General features: G+C 61.4%; 20 protein-coding genes. 7 read left to right on the forward strand and 13 right to left on the reverse strand.

Annotated features, from left to right (window positions below; genetic code table 11):
• Positions 1-91: 91 nt before the first annotated feature.
• Positions 92-1,081: a glutathione S-transferase family protein gene (locus tag ACR0DO_RS12030; protein ID WP_480559007.1), complete on the forward strand. Its 990-nt coding sequence runs from the start codon at positions 92-94 to the stop codon at positions 1,079-1,081.
• Here the strand turns inward: ACR0DO_RS12030 and ACR0DO_RS12035 are convergent.
• On the reverse strand, positions 1,063-1,425 hold the full coding sequence (locus tag ACR0DO_RS12035; RefSeq protein ID WP_170447988.1) for a response regulator: 363 nt from the start codon (positions 1,423-1,425) through the stop codon (positions 1,063-1,065). The two genes, ACR0DO_RS12030 and ACR0DO_RS12035, sit on opposite strands and share 19 nt — an antisense overlap.
• Positions 1,426-1,608: 183 nt before the next feature.
• On the opposite strand from ACR0DO_RS12035, the gene cobD reads away from it, so the two are divergent.
• Genes cobD through ACR0DO_RS12050 form a run of 3 tightly spaced genes read left to right on the forward strand, consistent with a single transcriptional unit; the run spans position 1,609 to position 4,666 of the window.
• Positions 1,609-2,574 (forward strand): threonine-phosphate decarboxylase CobD, encoded by a 966-nt coding sequence (cobD, locus tag ACR0DO_RS12040; RefSeq protein ID WP_480559009.1) that lies wholly within the window; start codon positions 1,609-1,611, stop codon positions 2,572-2,574.
• Positions 2,571-3,491 carry an adenosylcobinamide-phosphate synthase CbiB gene (gene cbiB, locus ACR0DO_RS12045; RefSeq protein ID WP_480559011.1) on the forward strand — a complete coding sequence of 307 codons (921 nt, stop codon included), beginning with the start codon at positions 2,571-2,573 and terminating at the stop codon, positions 3,489-3,491. The genes cobD and cbiB overlap by 4 nt, the downstream gene beginning before the upstream one ends.
• Before the next feature lie 11 nt (positions 3,492-3,502).
• Complete coding sequence (locus ACR0DO_RS12050; RefSeq protein WP_480559013.1) at positions 3,503-4,666, forward strand: lytic murein transglycosylase; 1,164 nt, start codon at positions 3,503-3,505, stop codon at positions 4,664-4,666.
• A gap of 71 nt (positions 4,667-4,737) precedes the next feature.
• On the opposite strand, the gene ACR0DO_RS12055 is transcribed toward ACR0DO_RS12050, so the two are convergent.
• From ACR0DO_RS12055 to ACR0DO_RS12075, 5 genes are all read right to left on the reverse strand, one after another.
• The gene (locus ACR0DO_RS12055) at positions 4,738-5,511 is read right to left on the reverse strand and encodes a hypothetical protein (RefSeq protein ID WP_480559015.1); all 774 of its coding nucleotides are present in this window, start codon (positions 5,509-5,511) and stop codon (positions 4,738-4,740) included.
• A 104-nt stretch (positions 5,512-5,615) separates the two neighbouring features.
• On the reverse strand, positions 5,616-5,966 hold the full coding sequence (locus ACR0DO_RS12060; protein WP_480559017.1) for a hypothetical protein: 351 nt from the start codon (positions 5,964-5,966) through the stop codon (positions 5,616-5,618).
• Between the two features lie 54 nt (positions 5,967-6,020).
• On the reverse strand, positions 6,021-9,476 hold the full coding sequence (locus ACR0DO_RS12065; protein WP_480559019.1) for a chromosome segregation SMC family protein: 3,456 nt from the start codon (positions 9,474-9,476) through the stop codon (positions 6,021-6,023).
• Between the two features lie 139 nt (positions 9,477-9,615).
• On the reverse strand, positions 9,616-10,023 hold the full coding sequence (locus ACR0DO_RS12070; RefSeq protein WP_480559021.1) for a hypothetical protein: 408 nt from the start codon (positions 10,021-10,023) through the stop codon (positions 9,616-9,618).
• Between the two features lie 44 nt (positions 10,024-10,067).
• On the reverse strand, positions 10,068-11,267 hold the full coding sequence (locus ACR0DO_RS12075) for an aminotransferase-like domain-containing protein (protein WP_480559023.1): 1,200 nt from the start codon (positions 11,265-11,267) through the stop codon (positions 10,068-10,070).
• A 148-nt stretch (positions 11,268-11,415) separates the two neighbouring features.
• On the opposite strand from ACR0DO_RS12075, the gene ACR0DO_RS12080 reads away from it, so the two are divergent.
• The gene (locus ACR0DO_RS12080; RefSeq protein ID WP_480559025.1) at positions 11,416-12,186 is read left to right on the forward strand and encodes an FCD domain-containing protein; all 771 of its coding nucleotides are present in this window, start codon (positions 11,416-11,418) and stop codon (positions 12,184-12,186) included.
• Positions 12,186-12,674, forward strand: coding sequence for a metal-dependent hydrolase (locus tag ACR0DO_RS12085; RefSeq protein WP_480559026.1), 489 nt, complete (start codon positions 12,186-12,188; stop codon positions 12,672-12,674). Before ACR0DO_RS12080 ends, ACR0DO_RS12085 begins: the two co-directional genes overlap by 1 nt.
• A 107-nt stretch (positions 12,675-12,781) precedes the next feature.
• On the opposite strand, the gene ACR0DO_RS12090 is transcribed toward ACR0DO_RS12085, so the two are convergent.
• The 5 genes from ACR0DO_RS12090 to ACR0DO_RS12110 all read right to left on the reverse strand — a co-directional run bounded on the left by ACR0DO_RS12090 (position 12,782) and on the right by ACR0DO_RS12110 (position 15,349).
• Positions 12,782-13,342 (reverse strand): F0F1 ATP synthase subunit B, encoded by a 561-nt coding sequence (locus ACR0DO_RS12090; RefSeq protein ID WP_480559028.1) that lies wholly within the window; start codon positions 13,340-13,342, stop codon positions 12,782-12,784.
• Positions 13,343-13,347: 5 nt separating this feature from the next.
• Positions 13,348-13,899: a F0F1 ATP synthase subunit B' gene (locus ACR0DO_RS12095; RefSeq protein WP_480559030.1), complete on the reverse strand. Its 552-nt coding sequence runs from the start codon at positions 13,897-13,899 to the stop codon at positions 13,348-13,350.
• Positions 13,900-13,985: 86 nt separating this feature from the next.
• A complete protein-coding gene (locus ACR0DO_RS12100; RefSeq protein ID WP_005981269.1) occupies positions 13,986-14,210 on the reverse strand; it encodes a F0F1 ATP synthase subunit C in 225 nt (74 codons plus the stop codon).
• 48 nt (positions 14,211-14,258) lie between these two features.
• Entirely contained in the window at positions 14,259-15,014 is a 756-nt protein-coding gene (locus ACR0DO_RS12105; protein ID WP_170447953.1) for a F0F1 ATP synthase subunit A, read from the reverse strand.
• Positions 15,015-15,016: 2 nt separating this feature from the next.
• Positions 15,017-15,349 carry an AtpZ/AtpI family protein gene (locus ACR0DO_RS12110; protein WP_170447951.1) on the reverse strand — a complete coding sequence of 111 codons (333 nt, stop codon included), beginning with the start codon at positions 15,347-15,349 and terminating at the stop codon, positions 15,017-15,019.
• 231 nt (positions 15,350-15,580) lie between these two features.
• Here ACR0DO_RS12110 and ACR0DO_RS12115 point away from each other — a divergent pair, with 231 nt between their 5' ends.
• The gene (locus tag ACR0DO_RS12115; RefSeq protein WP_480559239.1) at positions 15,581-15,916 is read left to right on the forward strand and encodes an ArsR/SmtB family transcription factor; all 336 of its coding nucleotides are present in this window, start codon (positions 15,581-15,583) and stop codon (positions 15,914-15,916) included.
• A 2-nt stretch (positions 15,917-15,918) separates the two neighbouring features.
• On the opposite strand, the gene ACR0DO_RS12120 is transcribed toward ACR0DO_RS12115, so the two are convergent.
• Together ACR0DO_RS12120 and ACR0DO_RS12125 are read right to left on the reverse strand one after the other, a co-directional pair.
• A complete protein-coding gene (locus ACR0DO_RS12120; protein WP_170447949.1) occupies positions 15,919-16,332 on the reverse strand; it encodes a universal stress protein in 414 nt (137 codons plus the stop codon).
• Positions 16,333-16,420: 88 nt separating this feature from the next.
• Complete coding sequence (locus ACR0DO_RS12125; protein WP_480559033.1) at positions 16,421-16,702, reverse strand: hypothetical protein; 282 nt, start codon at positions 16,700-16,702, stop codon at positions 16,421-16,423.
• Positions 16,703-16,725 lie beyond the last annotated feature (23 nt).

Consider the following 16,725-nt stretch of genomic DNA (forward strand, 5'->3'; position numbering starts at 1 on the left):
CACCCACGCAGACTTGGTGCGCGGTACCTGACGTGGGAAGGCCCCTTTCGGAACCCTATGTTTGCCGAAACGTATAAGCGGAGGATGCGCAATGGGCCTGTTGGTCGACGGCAAATGGCACGACACCTGGTATGACACCAAATCCACCGGCGGCGCCTTCAAACGCAGCGCCGCGCAGTTTCGCAACTGGCTGACCGCCGATGGCAGCGCACGGCCGTCCGGCAAGGGCGGTTTCAAGGCGGAACCCGATCGCTATCACCTCTATGTCAGCCACGCCTGCCCTTGGGCACACCGCACGCTGATCTTTCGCGAATTGAAGGGGCTGAGCGACCTGATCTCGGTCTCGGTTGTGCATCCTGATATGCTGGACAAGGGTTGGACCTTCGAAACGGATGATTACGGTGCGACCGGGGATACGCTCTATGGCTTCGACTTCGCGCATCAGATTTATACCAAGGCCGACCCCAGTTACACAGGCCGTGTCACCGTGCCGATCCTGTGGGACAAACGGCAAGAGACCATCGTTTCCAACGAAAGCTCGGAAATCATCCGCATGTTCAACGCGGCCTTTGACGGGATCACCGGCAACACCGACGACTATTGGCCCAAAGCGATGCGGGACGAGATCGAAGAGGTCAACGGGCGCATCTATTCCGACGTCAATAACGGCGTCTACAAGGCGGGCTTTGCCACCACCCAGCAGGCCTATGACGCAGCCGTAACCCCGCTGTTCGACACGCTGGACTGGCTCGACGACCGCCTGTACCGAAATCGCTACCTGATGGGCGACCGCGTGACCGAGGCCGACTGGCGCCTGTTTACCACCCTGATCCGGTTTGACCCGGTCTACCACCTGCACTTCAAATGCAACCGCCAGCGGCTGGTCGATTACCCGAACCTATGGGCCTATACCCGCGAGTTGTATCAGTGGCCGGGTGTCGCGGGGACCGTGAACATGAGCCATATCGTGCGCCACTATCACTTTAGCCACGACACGATAAACCCGCACCGGATCATCCCGGTGAACCCTGTTCTGGATTATCTGGAACCGCACAGGCGCGATCAGCGGCCCGCGGCGTAATGTTCGACCATCGCCGCCAGATCCTCTGGCGGCGTTGCGCTTTGCACATAGGCGCAGGCGTTGGGGCTATGGGCAAAGATCGACCCGTCCGAGAAAAATGTGGTGTTGGTGACAAAGATCACCCGTGCCTCGGGGCGACGGTAGCTGGCGAAATCGGCCACCGCCAGCGCGCTGCCGGTTTCCAGAACCAGATCCAGCACGATGATATCGAAATCCTGGCCATAGAGCGCAAGAATCGCGGCCTCTTGCCCCGGCACCAGCGTCACTTCGGCGCCGTGCCGTTCCAGATGCCTTTTCCAGACCCGCGCAAGATCGGGGTTACTCTCAACAATCAAAACATTCATTCGCAACAACCTCGGCCCATGATGTGGTGTCTGGTGCCGTCCCCCATTAATCGTGATCACGCTTAATCCTTAACAAAGTGTTAACGGCATCAGTTGGCGGCTCCGAACGGGCGGATTTGCTTGTATAAACGGCAAAAATCCGCTTGAAGCAGGCCGAAACAAGCGATTCCGGCGAGAAACCCCATGGCAGGCGATAACGAGAATTTGAACCCACGCGCCGCGCGCGATCATGGCGGGGGACTGGACGGGGCCATCGCCAGCTATGGCGGAACCCGCGCCGAATGGATGGACTTGTCCACCGGGATCAACCCGCACCCGTATCAGGTTAACGGCCTGATCCCCTCGGACTGGACCGAATTGCCCGATCACGGCGCGTTCGAACACCTGACAGAGGCCGCCCGACGGTTCTGGTCCGTTCCCGAAAGCGCGGCGATCCTGCCCACGCCCGGCGCCTCGGCTGTGATTGCGCGCATCCCGGCGCTGGCGCCACAGGGCCGGGTGCAGATCACGACACCCACCTATAACGAACACGCCGCCGCCTTTGCCGCACAGGGTTGGTCCGTACAGCCCGACACTCCGGCCGAGGCCCGCGTTATCGTGCACCCGAACAACCCCGACGGGCGGATCTGGACCGAGGCGGACGCAAACGCCCCGCTGACCGTGATTGACGAGAGCTTTTGCGATGTCAGCCCCGAGGCGTCGCTGATCCATCTTGCAGCCCGGCCCGGAGTGATCGTGCTGAAGAGCTTTGGCAAATTCTGGGGCCTGGCCGGATTGCGGCTGGGTTTCGCCATCGGCCAACCCGACCTGATCGCACGGCTGAACGACCTGACCGGGCCCTGGGCCGTTTCCGGCCCCGCCCTGCGGATCGGAACACGCGCGTTACGGGACGATGAATGGGCCAACGCCACCCGTCGGCACCTGACCGCCGAGGCCGCCCGATTGGACGATCTGATAACCACCAATGGCGCGACACTTGTGGGCGGCACCACCCTGTTCCGCCTGTATGAGGTGGACAGCGCCGCCGGTTGGCAGGACCGACTGGCCCGCGCCCATATCTGGAGCCGCATCTTCCCCTATTCCAAAACCTACCTGCGGCTTGGCCTGCCCCCCGCAGACGGTTGGAGCAGGTTGGAGGCCGCGTTGTGAGCACGGCCTTCCTGCTCGTCTGCGCCATGTGTCTGGACGCCGCTTTGGGTGAACCGGACTGGTTGTGGTCGCGGGTGAAACATCCGGCGGTGATGACAGGTAACCTCATCGGCTGGCTGGACCGGCGCCTGAATCATGGGGCGCAGCGGCAATTGAAAGGTGTCGGTGTGGTGATCCTGCTGATTTGCGGCGCGCTGGTTCTCGGGCGGCTGCTGACCCTGTTGGGACCGGTGGTTGAGATCATCATCTGCGCCATCCTGCTGGCCCAGAAATCTCTGGTGACCCATGTGCGGGACGTGGGTGAAGGGCTGCGCGCATCGCTTGCCGAAGGGCGGGCGAAGGTCGCCATGATCGTCTCACGCGACACGCGCGACATGTCCGAGGCGCAGGTGGCCCGGTCCGCGATCGAAAGTGCTGCGGAAAACCTCAGCGATGGTGTCATCGCGCCTGTTTTCTGGTTTCTGGTCGGCGGGTTGCCGGGCCTGTTGATCTACAAGGCGGTCAACACCGCCGACAGCATGATCGGCTATCGCACCGAAAAATACCGAGATTTCGGCTGGGCCGCTGCCCGTCTGGACGATGTGCTGAACCTGATCCCGGCCCGCCTGACCTGCGTGATGATCGTGGCACTGTCAGGCCAATGGACGCGCTGGTCAGAGATGATCGCGGATGCGCGCCGCCATATCTCGCCCAATGCCGGGTGGCCCGAAACCGCCATGGCCCGCGCCCTGAACGTCGCCCTTGCCGGCCCGCGCAGCTATGACGGGCAGGCCCGCGATCTGGCCTGGGTCAACGGCGATGCTCCGCGCGACATCGGCGCGCCGGAGGTTTTTCGCGCATGTGACATGCTGTGGAAGGTCTGGGGGCTTGCGCTCGGCCTCGTGTCGGTGTGGGTTGGGCTCAGCTTTATTTTCTGACAGGACCCACCATGCGCTTTCTCTCTGGCCTTGTTGCCGCCGCCCTGTTCGCCTCGCCCGCTCTGGCCCAATGCGGTGGCGGGTTCAATTCCTTCGTCAAGGGTCTGAAGGGCGAGGCCGTCCAGCAAGGGTTCGACAAATCCACCGTCAATGCGTTCTTCAAGGGCGTACAGCAGGACGGCGCGGTTCTGAAAGCAGACCGCGCGCAGGGCGTGTTCCAGAAACCGTTCATCGACTTTTCCCGCCACCTGATCTCGCAGAACAGGATTGATCGCGGTCAGGCCATGTCACGTAAATACGACGCGGTGTTCAACAGGATCGAAGCCGAGTACGGCATCTCGCGCGGGGTTCTTCTGGCGTTCTGGGCGTTCGAGACCGACTACGGCGCGTTTCAGGGCGATTTCAACACCCGCAATGCGCTGGTGACGTTGGCGCATGACTGCCGCCGCCCGGAATTGTTCCGCCCGCAGGTTTTCGCGGCGATTGAGCTTTACCAACAGGGCGATTTCGACCCCGCCCGCACCACCGGCGCCTGGGCCGGAGAGATTGGCATGGTGCAGATGCTTCCGCGTGACATTATCGAAAACGGCGTGGATGCGGATGGTGATGGCAAGGTCTCGCTGAAAACCTCGGCCCCGGATGCCCTGATGTCGGGTGCCAAGATGCTGTCGCATCTGGGCTGGCAGCCCGGCCAGCCCTGGCTGCAAGAGGTCACGGTGCCCGCGCAGATGGACTGGTCGCTGTCCGGTCCCGGCAAACCGCGCCCGGTGTCCGAATGGCGGGCGATGGGCGTGCAGGCGCGCAACGGGTCGCTGGCCAACCTGCCCGCCTCGCTGATCCTGCCGCAGGGGCACAACGGTCCGGCCTTTCTGGCCTACCCCAATTTCGACGTCTATTTCGAATGGAACCAGAGCTTTGTCTACGTCCTGACCGCCGCTTATTTCGGCACACGGCTTGAGGGCGCGCAGGTCTACAACGCGGGCAACCCGGCGCAGGGCCTGTCGGGCGCACAGATGAAGCAGTTGCAGAGCAAGTTGCAGGCCCGAGGCTATGATGTCGGCCAGATCGACGGCATTCTTGGGGCTGGTACGCGGGCTGCGGTTCAGGCCGAACAGGTGCGGCTTGGGTTGCCAGCGGATGCGTGGCCGACCGTGGAGTTGCTGAACAACCTGTGAGGCGAAACCTGCCGCGAGCCTGTCGTTCCGATTGCTGCAATTTGCAAAGGAACCAAGATGCGAAACGCGCCTCAGACTGGATTCAGGTAGCGATCAAAGACTGCCACAGTTGCCTCGTGCCCTTCGGCGAAAGCCCGAGCGGTCTCGCCCGCAAAGCAGACACCCGAAATGTCACCCGCACGGGCGTGAATATCAGCGCCTGCCAGAACAAGCGCTTCAACAGCCACGGGGTTCCACTCGGAGGCGGCCGTGATCAAAGGCGTCCATTTCAGGCGTTCCGATCGCTGCTCGATATCTGCACCCAAAACGACGCATCGCCTGATCACCTCGGCCAGCTCATTTGGATCAACGTCATCACATCTTCCAAACCCCAGACCATGCAAAACATTGGTTTTTGTCCCCAGCCCGAGATTCGGATCGGCGCCACGATCCAACAGCAGACGCGCGACATCCAGCGACACACCGAACATACAAGACATAGCTTTATAGAGCGCTGTCGTCTGAAATTCACCGTGGGCCGTATTGATCTCCCAGTCCTCCAACGCCGCGACAACAGCTGCAACATTCCCATCAGAAATGGCGTCAAAAACCGGTGGATCCGGCTCGTACTCGCTCATGGCCTGTTCAGCGAGCAAGTCAGCAAGATCCTGATTGCTCGCCACTTCTTTCAACAGATCAAGCTGAGTGGCAAACTGCTTTAATTCCGGAATAGTTTCCCCGTACTTGGCAATTGCAACATCAAGCTCTCGCCGAAGCGCTTCTGCCTCTTCAGTTACGCCGGGGCCTTTGGTCGCCTGACTGACAAGGAAATCGGCAATTCGTTTTTGAAAATCATGCACATCCATAGGGCGGAGTGTAACCTTGACTATGTCAAAACTATGTTGCACCCGCCGACAACGCTCCAAGCCGTCGATCAAAACTGGCGAAACCGATCCGGGGATTCGCGGGTTCACTCGGGCCGCACCGGATACCGATCCCCTTTCTCATCGATCAGGATCAGCCTCTCTCCACTGCGGACATACAAGTCGCACCTGCTAAACCCGTTGCGATAGGCGATGCAGACGCTGCCGTCCTCGGCGATGGAGTACGTGCCAAAGGCCGCATCTCCGCTGGCGTAGGTATAGGAATAGGCCCCGCCGGCCGAGAAAGCAGCCTGACCGTCATCGTAGAAGGTGAAGGTCTGGCCTGCTAACGCGTTCAGTTCCTCAGAGGTCAGAGGCACATCTCCGGGTTTGGTCGGCCACTCGGCGGCGATGACCGGGCTGGCGGTCAGCAGGGCAAGGATCAGAAATCGGGTCATGCGGCCAGCTTACCCTGTGGGGCCGCCAGATGGTCATAACGTTGCGGTGAGCGGTCAGGCCACCATCTGCTCGGCCTTTTTCAGGTCGACCGAGACCAGTTGGCTGACGCCCTGTTCCTGCATGGTCACGCCGAACAGCCGGTCCATCCGCGCCATCGTCACCGCGTGGTGGGTGATGATCAGGAACCGCGTGTCGGTCTGGCGGCACATCTCGTCCAGCAGGTCGCAGAATCGGGTCACGTTAGCGTCGTCCAGCGGCGCGTCGACCTCATCCAGCACACAGATCGGGGCCGGATTGGCGAGGAAGACGCCAAAGATCAGCGCGGTCGCGGTCAGGGTCTGTTCACCGCCCGACAACAGGCTGAGGGTCGACAGCTTCTTGCCCGGCGGCTGGCACATGATCTCAAGCCCCGCATCCAGCGGATCGTCGCTTTCGACCATGACGAGATTGGCTTCACCGCCACCAAACAGGTGTTTGAACAGCATCGCAAAGTTCGAGTTCACCTGCTCGAACGCGGTCAGCAGACGCTCGCGCCCTTCGCGGTTGAGGCTGGCGATGCCGCTGCGCAGCGCCTTGATCGCCTCTTCCAGATCGGCCTTTTCGGTGTTCAGAGTGTCAAACTCTTCCTGAACTTCCTTGCTGTCCTCTTCGGCGCGCAGGTTCACCGCCCCCATCGCATCACGCTGACGTTTGTGGCGGTTGACTTCAGCCTCCAGCGCATCCGCAGCAGGCATCTGATCCGGGTTCACGTCCAGTTGGTTCAGCAACTGGTTCGGCGTCAGTTGCTGATCTTCGGCAATCCGTTCGGCCGCAGCGGATACGCTTTCCTTGGCCGCATCGCACCGCGCTTCAGCCGCTGCCCGGGTCTCACGCGCCTCCGAGGCCAGACGTTCCGCATCCCGCTCGGCCAGCACGGCCTCGCGCTGTTGGGTTTCGGCCTCGGCCAGCTTGTCCGCGGCCTCTGCCCGGCGGGCCTCGGCGGCTTCAATCAGTTCGTTCAGCTCTTCCCGCGCCTCGGCGATCTCGGCAGGGGCGGCCATGGCTTCGGACAGTTCCTCTTCCGAGCTTTCCTTGCGTTCCGCCAATTCGGAAATCCGTTTCTCGGCCGTCTCCAGGCGGTGCTTCCAGCCGCTGAGGTCCTTGGTCACCTCCTGCGTGCGGCGGGTGCGGGCCTCACCCTCGCGGCGCAGCTCGTCATGGGTCGAGCGGTGAGTCAGCATGGTGATCCGCGCCGCCTCTACCGTCTGCTTGATATCCTCGACCTGCGAACGGGCGCTGTCGAGATCACCCAGACCGGCCAGCGCGCCCTCAGCCTCGCGCAGTTGCGCGCGGGCGGACATGGCGTCTTCCTTGTGGCGGTCGACGGCAAGGGTCAGGGTCTCCAGCTTGCCCTGCGCCAGATTGCGGTCGGCCTCGGCGCGGCTGAGCTGACGCGCGGTTTCAGCCATGCGTTGATCGGCGGCGCGGCGGGCCTCGCGCGCGCGGCGGTCGGCTTCGGTCACGTCGGCCAGTTGCTGCGACAGTGCCTCATGCGCAGCGCGGGCACCTTCTGCCTGCGCCTCGGTCCGGGCAAGCTCCTGTTTCAGCGCCTCAAGCTTGTTGAGCTGCTCCAAACGCAGGGCCGCCGCACTGGGCGCATCCTCGGCCCAGGCGCGGAACCCGTCCCAACGCCACAGGTCACCGGACCGCGACACCAGCCGCTGACCGGGTTTCAACGAGGCTTGCAGCCGCGCGCCCTGATCCGCATCGACCAATCCGATCTGCGCAATCCGGCGGCTGAGACGATCCGGCCCCGAAACATGCAATGCCAGCGGCTCAACCCCGTCCGGCAGATGCTGGTCGGCGTCGTAGCCCGCAACCTGCACCCAGCCCGAGGGGCCATCCCCCTCGACCAGAGGTGCGCGCAGATCGTCGGCCAGAGCCGCGCCCAGAGCCTTTTCATAGCCAGGCTCCACGCGCAGCAGGTCCAGCACCTGCCCACCCTCGGCGGTGTCGCGCTCGACCAGCTTGGCCAGAGCGGTGGTTTCGGCGCGGATCGCGCCCAGCTCACCCTCGGCCTCGGACCGCTGCGCCCGGGCTTCGGCCTCGCGCGCTTGGGTGTCGTTGCGCAACTCATCGGCGGCGGCCAGCGCTTCTTCGGCGGCTTCGGCGGCCTCGCGGGCTTCTTCTTCGCCCTCTTGTGCCGCCTCAAATGCTTCGCTGGCGCGGGTCAGGGCACCGCGCGCCTCATCCACGGCTGCGCGTGCTTTTTCTTCTTCACCCTCGGACCGGGCCAACGTCTTGCGGCTGTCCTCGACCAGACGCTGCGCCGACTGGTGGCGGGCAACAAGCCGTGCCATGTCCTCGGTTTCCTGCGACAGATGATCTTCGCGGTTCTGCAAAACCGCGGCGGCCTCGTGGGCGATCTCGGCAGCCTCGGCAACCTTGTCTTCGTGGCCTTCGGCGGCCTTGGCCAGCTCACGCGCTTCCCATTCCAAACGCTCGATCATCTGGCCCGCGTCGCGGTTCAGACCTGTTTCCCGTTCGATATCATGCGCCAACTGCTGAATGCGGTTGGTCAGCGTTTCAATGGTCTGGCGGGCGCGGGTGTCCTGATCCGACAGTTGATCGCGCTGGACCTGCTGGCGTTGCAACACCGCCGCAGCAATGGCCTCTTCTTCGCGCAGCGGCGGCAGGGTTTCTTCGATCTCGGCGCGTTTTGTGGCGGCGGCGCGGGCCTCAGCCTCGGCGCGGGACGCCTCAGTAATGCGGTCGCGCAGCTTTTCCTCGGCCTGCTGGCGGGCCATGTCGGCCTCTTTCCAGCGCCGGTACAGCAGCATGCCCTCGGCCTGCCGCAACTGTTCGCCAATCTCGCGATAGCGCGCGGCCTGACGCGCCTGACGGGCGAGTTGCGCCAGCTGACCACCAAGCTGTTCCAGTACGTCATCAACGCGGGTCAGATTGGCCTCGGTCCCCTTCAGCTTCAGCTCGGCCTCGTGCCGACGCTGATACAGGCCAGAAATCCCGGCAGCCTCTTCCAGAATACGGCGACGGGCGCGGGGCTTTGCGTTGATCAATTCGGCGATGCGGTTCTGCCCCACCAGCGCGGGCGAATGCGCCCCGGTCGAGGCATCGGCGAACAGCATCTGCACATCGCGCGCCCGCACGTCCTTGCCATTGGTCTTGTAGGCACTGCCGACATCGCGCGTGATGCGACGTACGATTTCCAACTGATCCGCATCGTTGAACCCCGAAGGTGCCAGCCGTTCCGAGTTGTCCATAGTCAGGACCACTTCGGCAAAATTACGGGCCGGGCGCGTGGCTGCCCCGGCAAAGATCACATCTTCCATCGCGCCGCCACGCATGGATTTGGGGCGATTTTCGCCCATCACCCAGCGCAACGCTTCCAGAAGGTTGGACTTGCCGCAGCCATTCGGCCCCACCACACCGGTCAACCCGTCCGCGATGATCAGATCGGTCGGATCGACAAAGCTTTTGAAGCCGGTGAGTTTGAGTTTGCTGAAGCGCAAAGGCAATAAGTCCTGTGATTCCTATAGCTGGAAGTCTGCGCAACGGATTGGGGTCGAGTCAACGGAGTTGCGCAGGATATGGGATATCAGGCCGACTTATCCACAATATCTTGCCGAAATACGCAGGAATACGCGTATCTCAGTAGGGCGTACACTCAAATACCTGATATCCGTGGCCGCTGCCGATGTTTTCATAGATGCCGTAATCGACGCACTCGTAATTCGGGGTCGACACAGCCGTCAGCAGCAACCGTTCCCCCGCCTGTCGGTCGCAGCCCAGCACGCCCACCGTCACTGCCGCATCACCCAGCACATCCAGAATCGGACAGCCCGAGACCTGCGCCATGGCCAACCCGGCCCGGGCGCGGATCGGACCCAGACGCGGGGCGTATTGAGTGTTGATCCGCACAGCCTCGGCCAGGTCTCCCCGCACGCGCACGTCGAACACACTGCCATTCACCGAAATACGGGTGGCAGGCACGTCGCGAAAGTAAGGCGTGCCGGCCGAACAGGCGGCCAGCACGAGGAGGGAAAGATACCGGATCATGCGCCGATCCTTGCCGCAATATAGTTAACAGAACCTTTCCCGGCTCAGGTTCGCAGCACATCTCCCAACCGACGGATGCCTTCACGGATCGTATCCTCATCCGAGTTCGAGAAACTCAACCGGATCGTGTTGGCGCCAGAGCCGTCCGGAAAGAACGCCTGACCGGGGACAAAGGCGACCTTGACCGTGTCAAGCGCCCGTGCCAGCAGATCGGCCCCGACCATGCCCTTGGGCAGTGTCAGCCAGATGAACATGCCGCCCTCGGGTTTGGTCCACTCGACCCCATCCGGCATGTGCCGTTGCAACGCGTCCAGCATGGCATCTCGGCGGGCCCCGTAGACGCGATGCAGCATCGGGATATGCGTGTCAAAGCAGGCCCGCGCCACCTCGTTAATGGCCATCTGATTGATCGTCGCCGAATGCAGATCGGCGGCCTGTTTCATCAGCACCAGTTGCGAGATCACCGGTTTGGCCGCCACGACCCACCCGACACGCAATCCCGGAGACAGGGTTTTCGAGAAACTGCCGCAATAGATCGTCCGGCAGTTTTCAATCGATCCCTTGCGTGCCAGTTCCAGCGCCAGAACCGGCGGGATCGCCTCTCCTTCATAGCGCAGGGCCTGATAGGCGCCGTCTTCGATGATCGCGCAGTTCAGGTCCTCGGCCAGATCCAGCAGGCGTTCGCGCCCACGCAAGTCCACGGTCTCTCCGGTTGGGTTGGCGAAGTCCGGTGAGAGATAGGCGAACTTTACTGCCCCCTCACCGGCCGCCGCCCTGTACTCCGCATCGCCGCGGTTGCCGTTGATGCTGAGCCGGTCAAAACGCGGTTCATAAGCATTAAACGCCGCCAGCGCGCCCAGATAGGTGGGCCAGCCGACCAGTGCCGTGTCACCCGGTGACAGATAGAGCTTGCCCAGGTAGTCCAGCGCCTGCTGCGAGCCCGAGGTGATCAGGATATTGTCCAGATCACACTCGACACCGATCTGGCGCATGTGATCGACCAACCATTCGCGCAACGGCACATAGCCCTCGCTGACCGAGTATTGTAGCGCCTGCGCCTGGCTTTTGGGGCCCAACGCGTTCTGGAACGCCGTGGCAAAGCCATCCGCAGGAAACAGCGCCGGATCGGGAATGCCACCTGCAAAAGAAATGATCCCCGGCTGATCCAGCAGCTTGAGCAATTCGCGAATCTCGGACGCCTTCATCCGGGACGTCCGCGTGGCAAACAGGTCTTTCGTCGACATCGGTCTCCTCCTCTATGTCGGGCAGACTAGGCACCCAGCCAACAAAGTCAATTATCCTGACCTATTGTAACAAAACCCGGTGACCGGGCATCCTTGAACCGCCCCCGAATACGTGGTCATATGACTTGACCAATTCCGGAACACCCCCATGCCTTTTCAGAAAATCCAGCCCGAAAAGCTGTCCATCGCGGTGGTAAAACAGATCGAGATGCTGATCCTGCGCGGTATCCTGCGGCCGGGCGAACGACTTCCGGCAGAGCGTGAGCTGGCAGAGCGGCTGGGCGTATCGCGGCCTTCGCTGCGCGAGGCGATCTCGAACCTGCAGGATCAGGGTCTGCTGACTGCCAAAGCCGGATCAGGCATCTATGTGGCCGAGGTTCTGGGTTCGGCCTTTTCCCCGGCATTGGTCCGGTTGTTCGGCAGCCACGAAGAGGCGGTGTTCGACTATCTGTCCTTCCGCAAGGACCTTGAGGGCCTGGCCGCCGAACGCGCCGCGCGACTGGGGTCAGACAGCGATCTGAAAGTCGTGCAGGCTATATTCGACAAGATGCAGGCCGCCCATGGGCGCAACGCAACCGAGGATGAAGCTCAGCTGGACGCCCAGTTCCACATGGCCATCATCGAGGCCAGCCATAACGTGGTAATGCTGCACATGATGCGATCGATGTACGAACTGCTGCAGCAGGGCGTGTTCTACAACCGACAGATCATGTTCCAACAGCAAACCACGCGCGGAGCCATTCTGGATCAGCACCGCGCCATCAACACCGCCCTGCAGGCCCGCGACCCCGAAGGTGCGCGCGACGCTATTCATCGGCATCTGGCGTTTGTTCAGCGGTGCATGGAAGATCATCAGAAAGCGCAGCGCAACGAAGCCATCGCGCAGCAACGGTTGCAGCACGAGACAGGTCAGACCTGATGTTCATCGGGCATTTACCGGGGGCCTATCTGGTCTTTCGGGCCGCCACGCCGAATGTCAGCAAAGCCGTCTTTGCTGCGGCAATGCTCGGCGCGATCGCACCGGATCTGGACATGCTTTGGTTCTATCTGATCGATGATCGCGCACATCACCACCACGCATACCTCACACATCGCCCGGTATTGTGGGCAGGGGTTGTGTTGGCGGGATTAATCATCGGATGGCGCTGGCCCCCGGCGGGGCGTGTCGTGGCGTTCTTTGGGGCCGGTGGACTGGTCCATATGGCGCTGGATTCCATCGTCGGAGAAATCGCCTGGCTTTGGCCGCTTTCGGAGTTTTCCCACCCGCTCGTGACCGTCGAGGCCACACACTCGCACTGGATACTCTCGTTTCTCAACCACTGGACGTTCATGGTCGAGATCGGGATTACCGTGCTGGCCGTAATCGTGTTTTTCTCTGGCAGAAACAGATCGGCCCGTACCGGCTAGGATCAGCTTTGGGTATTTGAATGTAGTTCCGGGCAAAAAGCCTGCCCCAAAAATGGCAAACCCGGCAGAAATCTACCGGGTCGCACAAAGTTCATACTGCGCAAAGCTTAGTGAAGTTTTGCGTCCACGTCGGCAATCGCCGAGTCGATCAGCTTGTTCGCCTGCGCCGCCGTCATCTGTTTGGCCAGAACCGCGTTGGCCGCCGAAACAGCTACGGTGATGGCCTGATCACGAACTTCCTTGACCGCCGAAGCCTCGGCCGATGCGATCTGGTCCTGCGCAGCCGCCAGACGGCGTGCGATGGATTTTTCCAGATCGGCCTTGGCCTGTTCAGCAGCCAGGACGGCGTCGTCTTTCGCAGCAGCCACGATGGCGTCCGCCTGCGTCTGCACTTCGCGCTGCTTGCGCTCGTACGAGGCCAGCAGGCTGCGCGCTTCTTCGTGCAGGGCGCGGGCTTCGTCCAGTTCGGACTTGATGCCTTCGGCACGGTTGTCCAGCGCACCACCAATCATGCCCGGGACCTTGAAGTAGAACAGGACCGCGATGAAGACGATGAAGCCCAGCAGGACGACAAAGTCGGTGTTGCCAAGCGAAAAGAACGGGCCGCTTGCAGCCAGCGCGGGGCTGGCGGCACCAACGGTCAGGATAAGGGCAAGAGTGTTCCGCATGTCACTTATCCTTTCGTCTGCGCGTCAACGGCACTGTCGATGGCTTTGGCATCCGCCTCGCCGCCCAGTGCGGTAACCAGTTCAGCCGCCGTATCCTTGGCAACCACTTGAATGCTTTCCAGCGCACCGGCACGGATTTCGGCAATTGCCTTTTCCGATTCAGCCGCCTTTGCAGCGATTTCCGCGTCCGCCTTGGCAATCGCGTCATCCAGACCAGACTGGATTTCGGCGCGTGCTTCGGCAGCGATACGCTGCGCTTCGGCACGGGCATCGGCCAGCGCCTTGTTATAGGCCTCTTCGGCCTCGACCGCCTTGGCCTTCAGATCTTCGGCCGCAGCCAGGTCATTTGTAATGGTCCCCTGACGTTCAGCCAGGATTGCCGCGATGCGAGGCAGAGCCACGCGAGACAGGACCAGAAAGATGACGACCAGCGTGATGACCAGCCAGAAAATCTGGTTGGGGAACCAATCGAAGCAGAGCTGCGGCATCCCGATGGCAGAGCCATGCGAGTCGACGCACGCGCCTACTACTTCTTCGCTAATGGGTTCAGTCGCCATGATGTCCTCCGTCGGAACGTTGTCTTTACAACAGGTGGGCCGCTATGGCTTGGGCCCACCTGCGCGTAAGGATCAGGTTCCGCAGATCAGACGGCGAACATCAGCAGCAGCGAGACCAGGAATGCGAAGATGCCCAGCGCTTCTGCGAATGCGATACCGATAAACAGGGTTGCGGTCTGCGAAGCAGCCGCCGAAGGGTTGCGCAGGGCGCCGGCCAGGAAGTTGCCTGCAACGTTGCCCACCCCGATTGCGGCTGCGCCGGAACCGATTGCTGCCAGGCCTGCGCCGATGTGTGCGAGATCGCCTTCCATGATGTATCTCCTTACGAATTGGAAGTTTCGATGTTGGGGTATCGGACCTTAGTGCGAAGGATGCAGCGCATCTTTCAGATAAACACAGGTCAGAATGGTGAATACGTAGGCCTGGATAAAGGCCACCAGGACCTCAAGACCGTACATTGCGGTGATCGCCAGAACCGACACGGGCGAGATCACGGCAATCGCAGCGAAGCCTGCGAAAACCTTGATAACCGCGTGGCCTGCCATGACGTTACCGGCAAGACGAATGGAGTGGCTGACCGGGCGCACGAAGTACGAGATCAGCTCGATAATCGCCAGGATCGGACGCAGCGCCAGCGGCGCGCTGGAAACCCAGAACAGGCCTAGGAATGCGGCGCCGTTCTTGACAAAGCCCAGAATGGTCACAGTCAGGAACACGGCCAGCGCCAGCGGTATGGTGACCGCAAAATGCGACGTTGTGGTGAACGAGGTCGGGATCAGGCCCAGGAAGTTCGCGCTGACGATGAACATGAACAGGGTCATGACATAGGGGAAGAACTTAACGCCTTCCTTGCCGCAGATGTCTTCCAGCATCTTGTAGATGAAGCCGTAGGTCAGTTCCGCGATCGACTGCATCCGGGTCGGAACGATGGCGCGTTTCGAGGTGCTGAGAACCAGCAGGCCAAAGATCGCCGCAATTGCGAAGAACAGCCACAGGGTCACGTTGGTCGGCGTGTACCAGGCAATCTCACCACCAAACAGAGGTTTGACGATGAACTGATCCATCGGGTGGAATACCAGGCTGCTGCCTTCTGCTGCGGTGGTCTCAGTTGCCACGTTCAGTCCCTCTCGTCCTTCTCGGCCGCGTCTGCAGCCGCTTGTTTATCTTGAACCTCTTTCGCGCTGCGGAGCATAACCTTCACGCCCGCGACAAGGCCCAGCAATGTGAACAGCACCAGAAAGATCGGGATTGTCCCGAGCAGGCTGTCCAGCCCGTATCCGATGCCAAATCCGATCCCCAGACCGGATACCATTTCGATGACCATCCTCCAGGCAAGCTCGCCGCCCGAGACGTCAGCGTCCGCGCGGGGTTTCGGGGCCTTGGCCTTTTTCGCCGCCTCGATCTTGGCCTCCAGCTGCGCCATACGCTGCTTTTGGTCGTCATCGGTCACGGGCGTTTCCCTCGCACAGTCTTGGGCACGGTGCTAAGGGGGGAAAGGCGCAGAGTCAACGGCGTTGAGCGCTCGAATTGCCGCATGTTAAGATGCTGTTTTTTAATTAGTTTTCGCTAACAGAGATGCAGGAATGCAGCATCTTGTTCCTTAGGCACAGTTCAAATGTATTGAATCCGCATATTCAACCAAATGGTTGACCAAACCTGGGCGCTGTGGTTCAGCGGAGGCATGTCCAACGACCTCGACACCGTATTTGCTGCCCTAGCCGATCCGACGCGCCGCGCCATTCTGGCGATGCTGCTTGAGGATGACATGGCCGTGACCGATGTGGCCGAACCGTTCGAGATGTCGCTGGCGGCGATCTCGAAACATCTGGTCATCCTGACCAAAGCCGGGCTGATCAGTCAGGAAAAGCGCGGCCGGGTGAAATGGTGCAAGCTGGAACCCGACGCCCTGCGTGCGGCGTCGGTCTGGATGCAGGGGTTCGGACAGTTCGAACCGGTCAATCTGGATGCGTTCGAGCGGTTTCTGCAAGCCGAATTGCCCGCAGCGGAAGATCTCTGATTCTAACGCACCACGAAAACCGAGACCTTGGCGTGATTGGCCAGATACCCGGCGTGGCTTGAAAAGATATAGTCGGTGATCCTCGGCGCATGGGTGCCCGCGACAATCAGGTCGGCACCGATTTCTTCGGCGGCGCGAGCCAAGTCGCCATCGACCTCAGCTGCAACATCGACCGAGTGGATATTCAGGTAAGCGACTTCCGTCCCGCTGTTCGTGGCAAGCTGGTCAGCGAAGGCGCGCAGGTCGTCGTTGATTGCGGCATCCGTCTGAACCGGATCACCGGGTTGGCTTCCCGTCACGCTCACAATTGTAATCTTCGCGCCCTGCCACTTGGCAACCTCGGCCGCGACATCGGCGGCTTTACGAACCTCTGGCGGAAGATGCAGGTCAACGGGGAACATGATGTGAGTGTACATGGCGAATTCCTCCTTAACCCAAAGTATAGAGATTTTCGCATGTATCGGCCTTGATCTGCCTCAACGGGCGGCATGCGCCGAATGCCGACTATCCTTCCTGGCTGTATTCAACACCGGTGATGACGCCGAACGGGTCCGCCAGACACAACCACGGCGCCTGCGCACCGACAACAGATATCGTTGTTACTGACCCTGTTGGCTCGGTCTTGGTGGAAATCGCGGAAACATCCTCTGGCCGCACCCCGGTTTCGGCGGAAACAAGTGCCTCGCAACTGCCTTGCAGGTCCGTTTCGTAGCTTTTGAAATGCGGATCGGGCGGGGTGCAGGCGGACAAACCCGCCGCCGCGATCAGAATGAATGCTGGTCTCATCATCTCATGCCTGTCTATTGCCT

It is taken from the genome of Ruegeria sp. AM9, from assembly GCF_056540565.1.

Excerpts from the sequence above, each read along its gene's own strand:
- cobD (WP_480559009.1), top strand. The coding sequence starts at position 1,609 with ATGGCAGGCGATAACGAGAATTTGAACCCACGCGCCGCGCGCGATCAT.
- ACR0DO_RS12050 (WP_480559013.1), top strand. The coding sequence starts at position 3,503 with ATGCGCTTTCTCTCTGGCCTTGTTGCCGCCGCCCTGTTCGCCTCGCCC.
- ACR0DO_RS12090 (WP_480559028.1), bottom strand. The coding sequence starts at position 13,342 with ATGCGGAACACTCTTGCCCTTATCCTGACCGTTGGTGCCGCCAGCCCC.
- ACR0DO_RS12055 (WP_480559015.1), bottom strand. The coding sequence starts at position 5,511 with ATGGATGTGCATGATTTTCAAAAACGAATTGCCGATTTCCTTGTCAGT.
- ACR0DO_RS12120 (WP_170447949.1), bottom strand. The coding sequence starts at position 16,332 with ATGTACACTCACATCATGTTCCCCGTTGACCTGCATCTTCCGCCAGAG.
- ACR0DO_RS12085 (WP_480559026.1), top strand. The coding sequence starts at position 12,186 with ATGTTCATCGGGCATTTACCGGGGGCCTATCTGGTCTTTCGGGCCGCC.
- ACR0DO_RS12035 (WP_170447988.1), bottom strand. The coding sequence starts at position 1,425 with ATGAATGTTTTGATTGTTGAGAGTAACCCCGATCTTGCGCGGGTCTGG.
- ACR0DO_RS12115 (WP_480559239.1), top strand. The coding sequence starts at position 15,581 with ATGTCCAACGACCTCGACACCGTATTTGCTGCCCTAGCCGATCCGACG.
- ACR0DO_RS12100 (WP_005981269.1), bottom strand. The coding sequence starts at position 14,210 with ATGGAAGGCGATCTCGCACACATCGGCGCAGGCCTGGCAGCAATCGGT.
- ACR0DO_RS12095 (WP_480559030.1), bottom strand. The coding sequence starts at position 13,899 with ATGGCGACTGAACCCATTAGCGAAGAAGTAGTAGGCGCGTGCGTCGAC.
- ACR0DO_RS12070 (WP_480559021.1), bottom strand. The coding sequence starts at position 10,023 with ATGATCCGGTATCTTTCCCTCCTCGTGCTGGCCGCCTGTTCGGCCGGC.
- ACR0DO_RS12075 (WP_480559023.1), bottom strand. The coding sequence starts at position 11,267 with ATGTCGACGAAAGACCTGTTTGCCACGCGGACGTCCCGGATGAAGGCG.
- ACR0DO_RS12060 (WP_480559017.1), bottom strand. The coding sequence starts at position 5,966 with ATGACCCGATTTCTGATCCTTGCCCTGCTGACCGCCAGCCCGGTCATC.
- ACR0DO_RS12030 (WP_480559007.1), top strand. The coding sequence starts at position 92 with ATGGGCCTGTTGGTCGACGGCAAATGGCACGACACCTGGTATGACACC.
- ACR0DO_RS12125 (WP_480559033.1), bottom strand. The coding sequence starts at position 16,702 with ATGAGACCAGCATTCATTCTGATCGCGGCGGCGGGTTTGTCCGCCTGC.
- ACR0DO_RS12080 (WP_480559025.1), top strand. The coding sequence starts at position 11,416 with ATGCCTTTTCAGAAAATCCAGCCCGAAAAGCTGTCCATCGCGGTGGTA.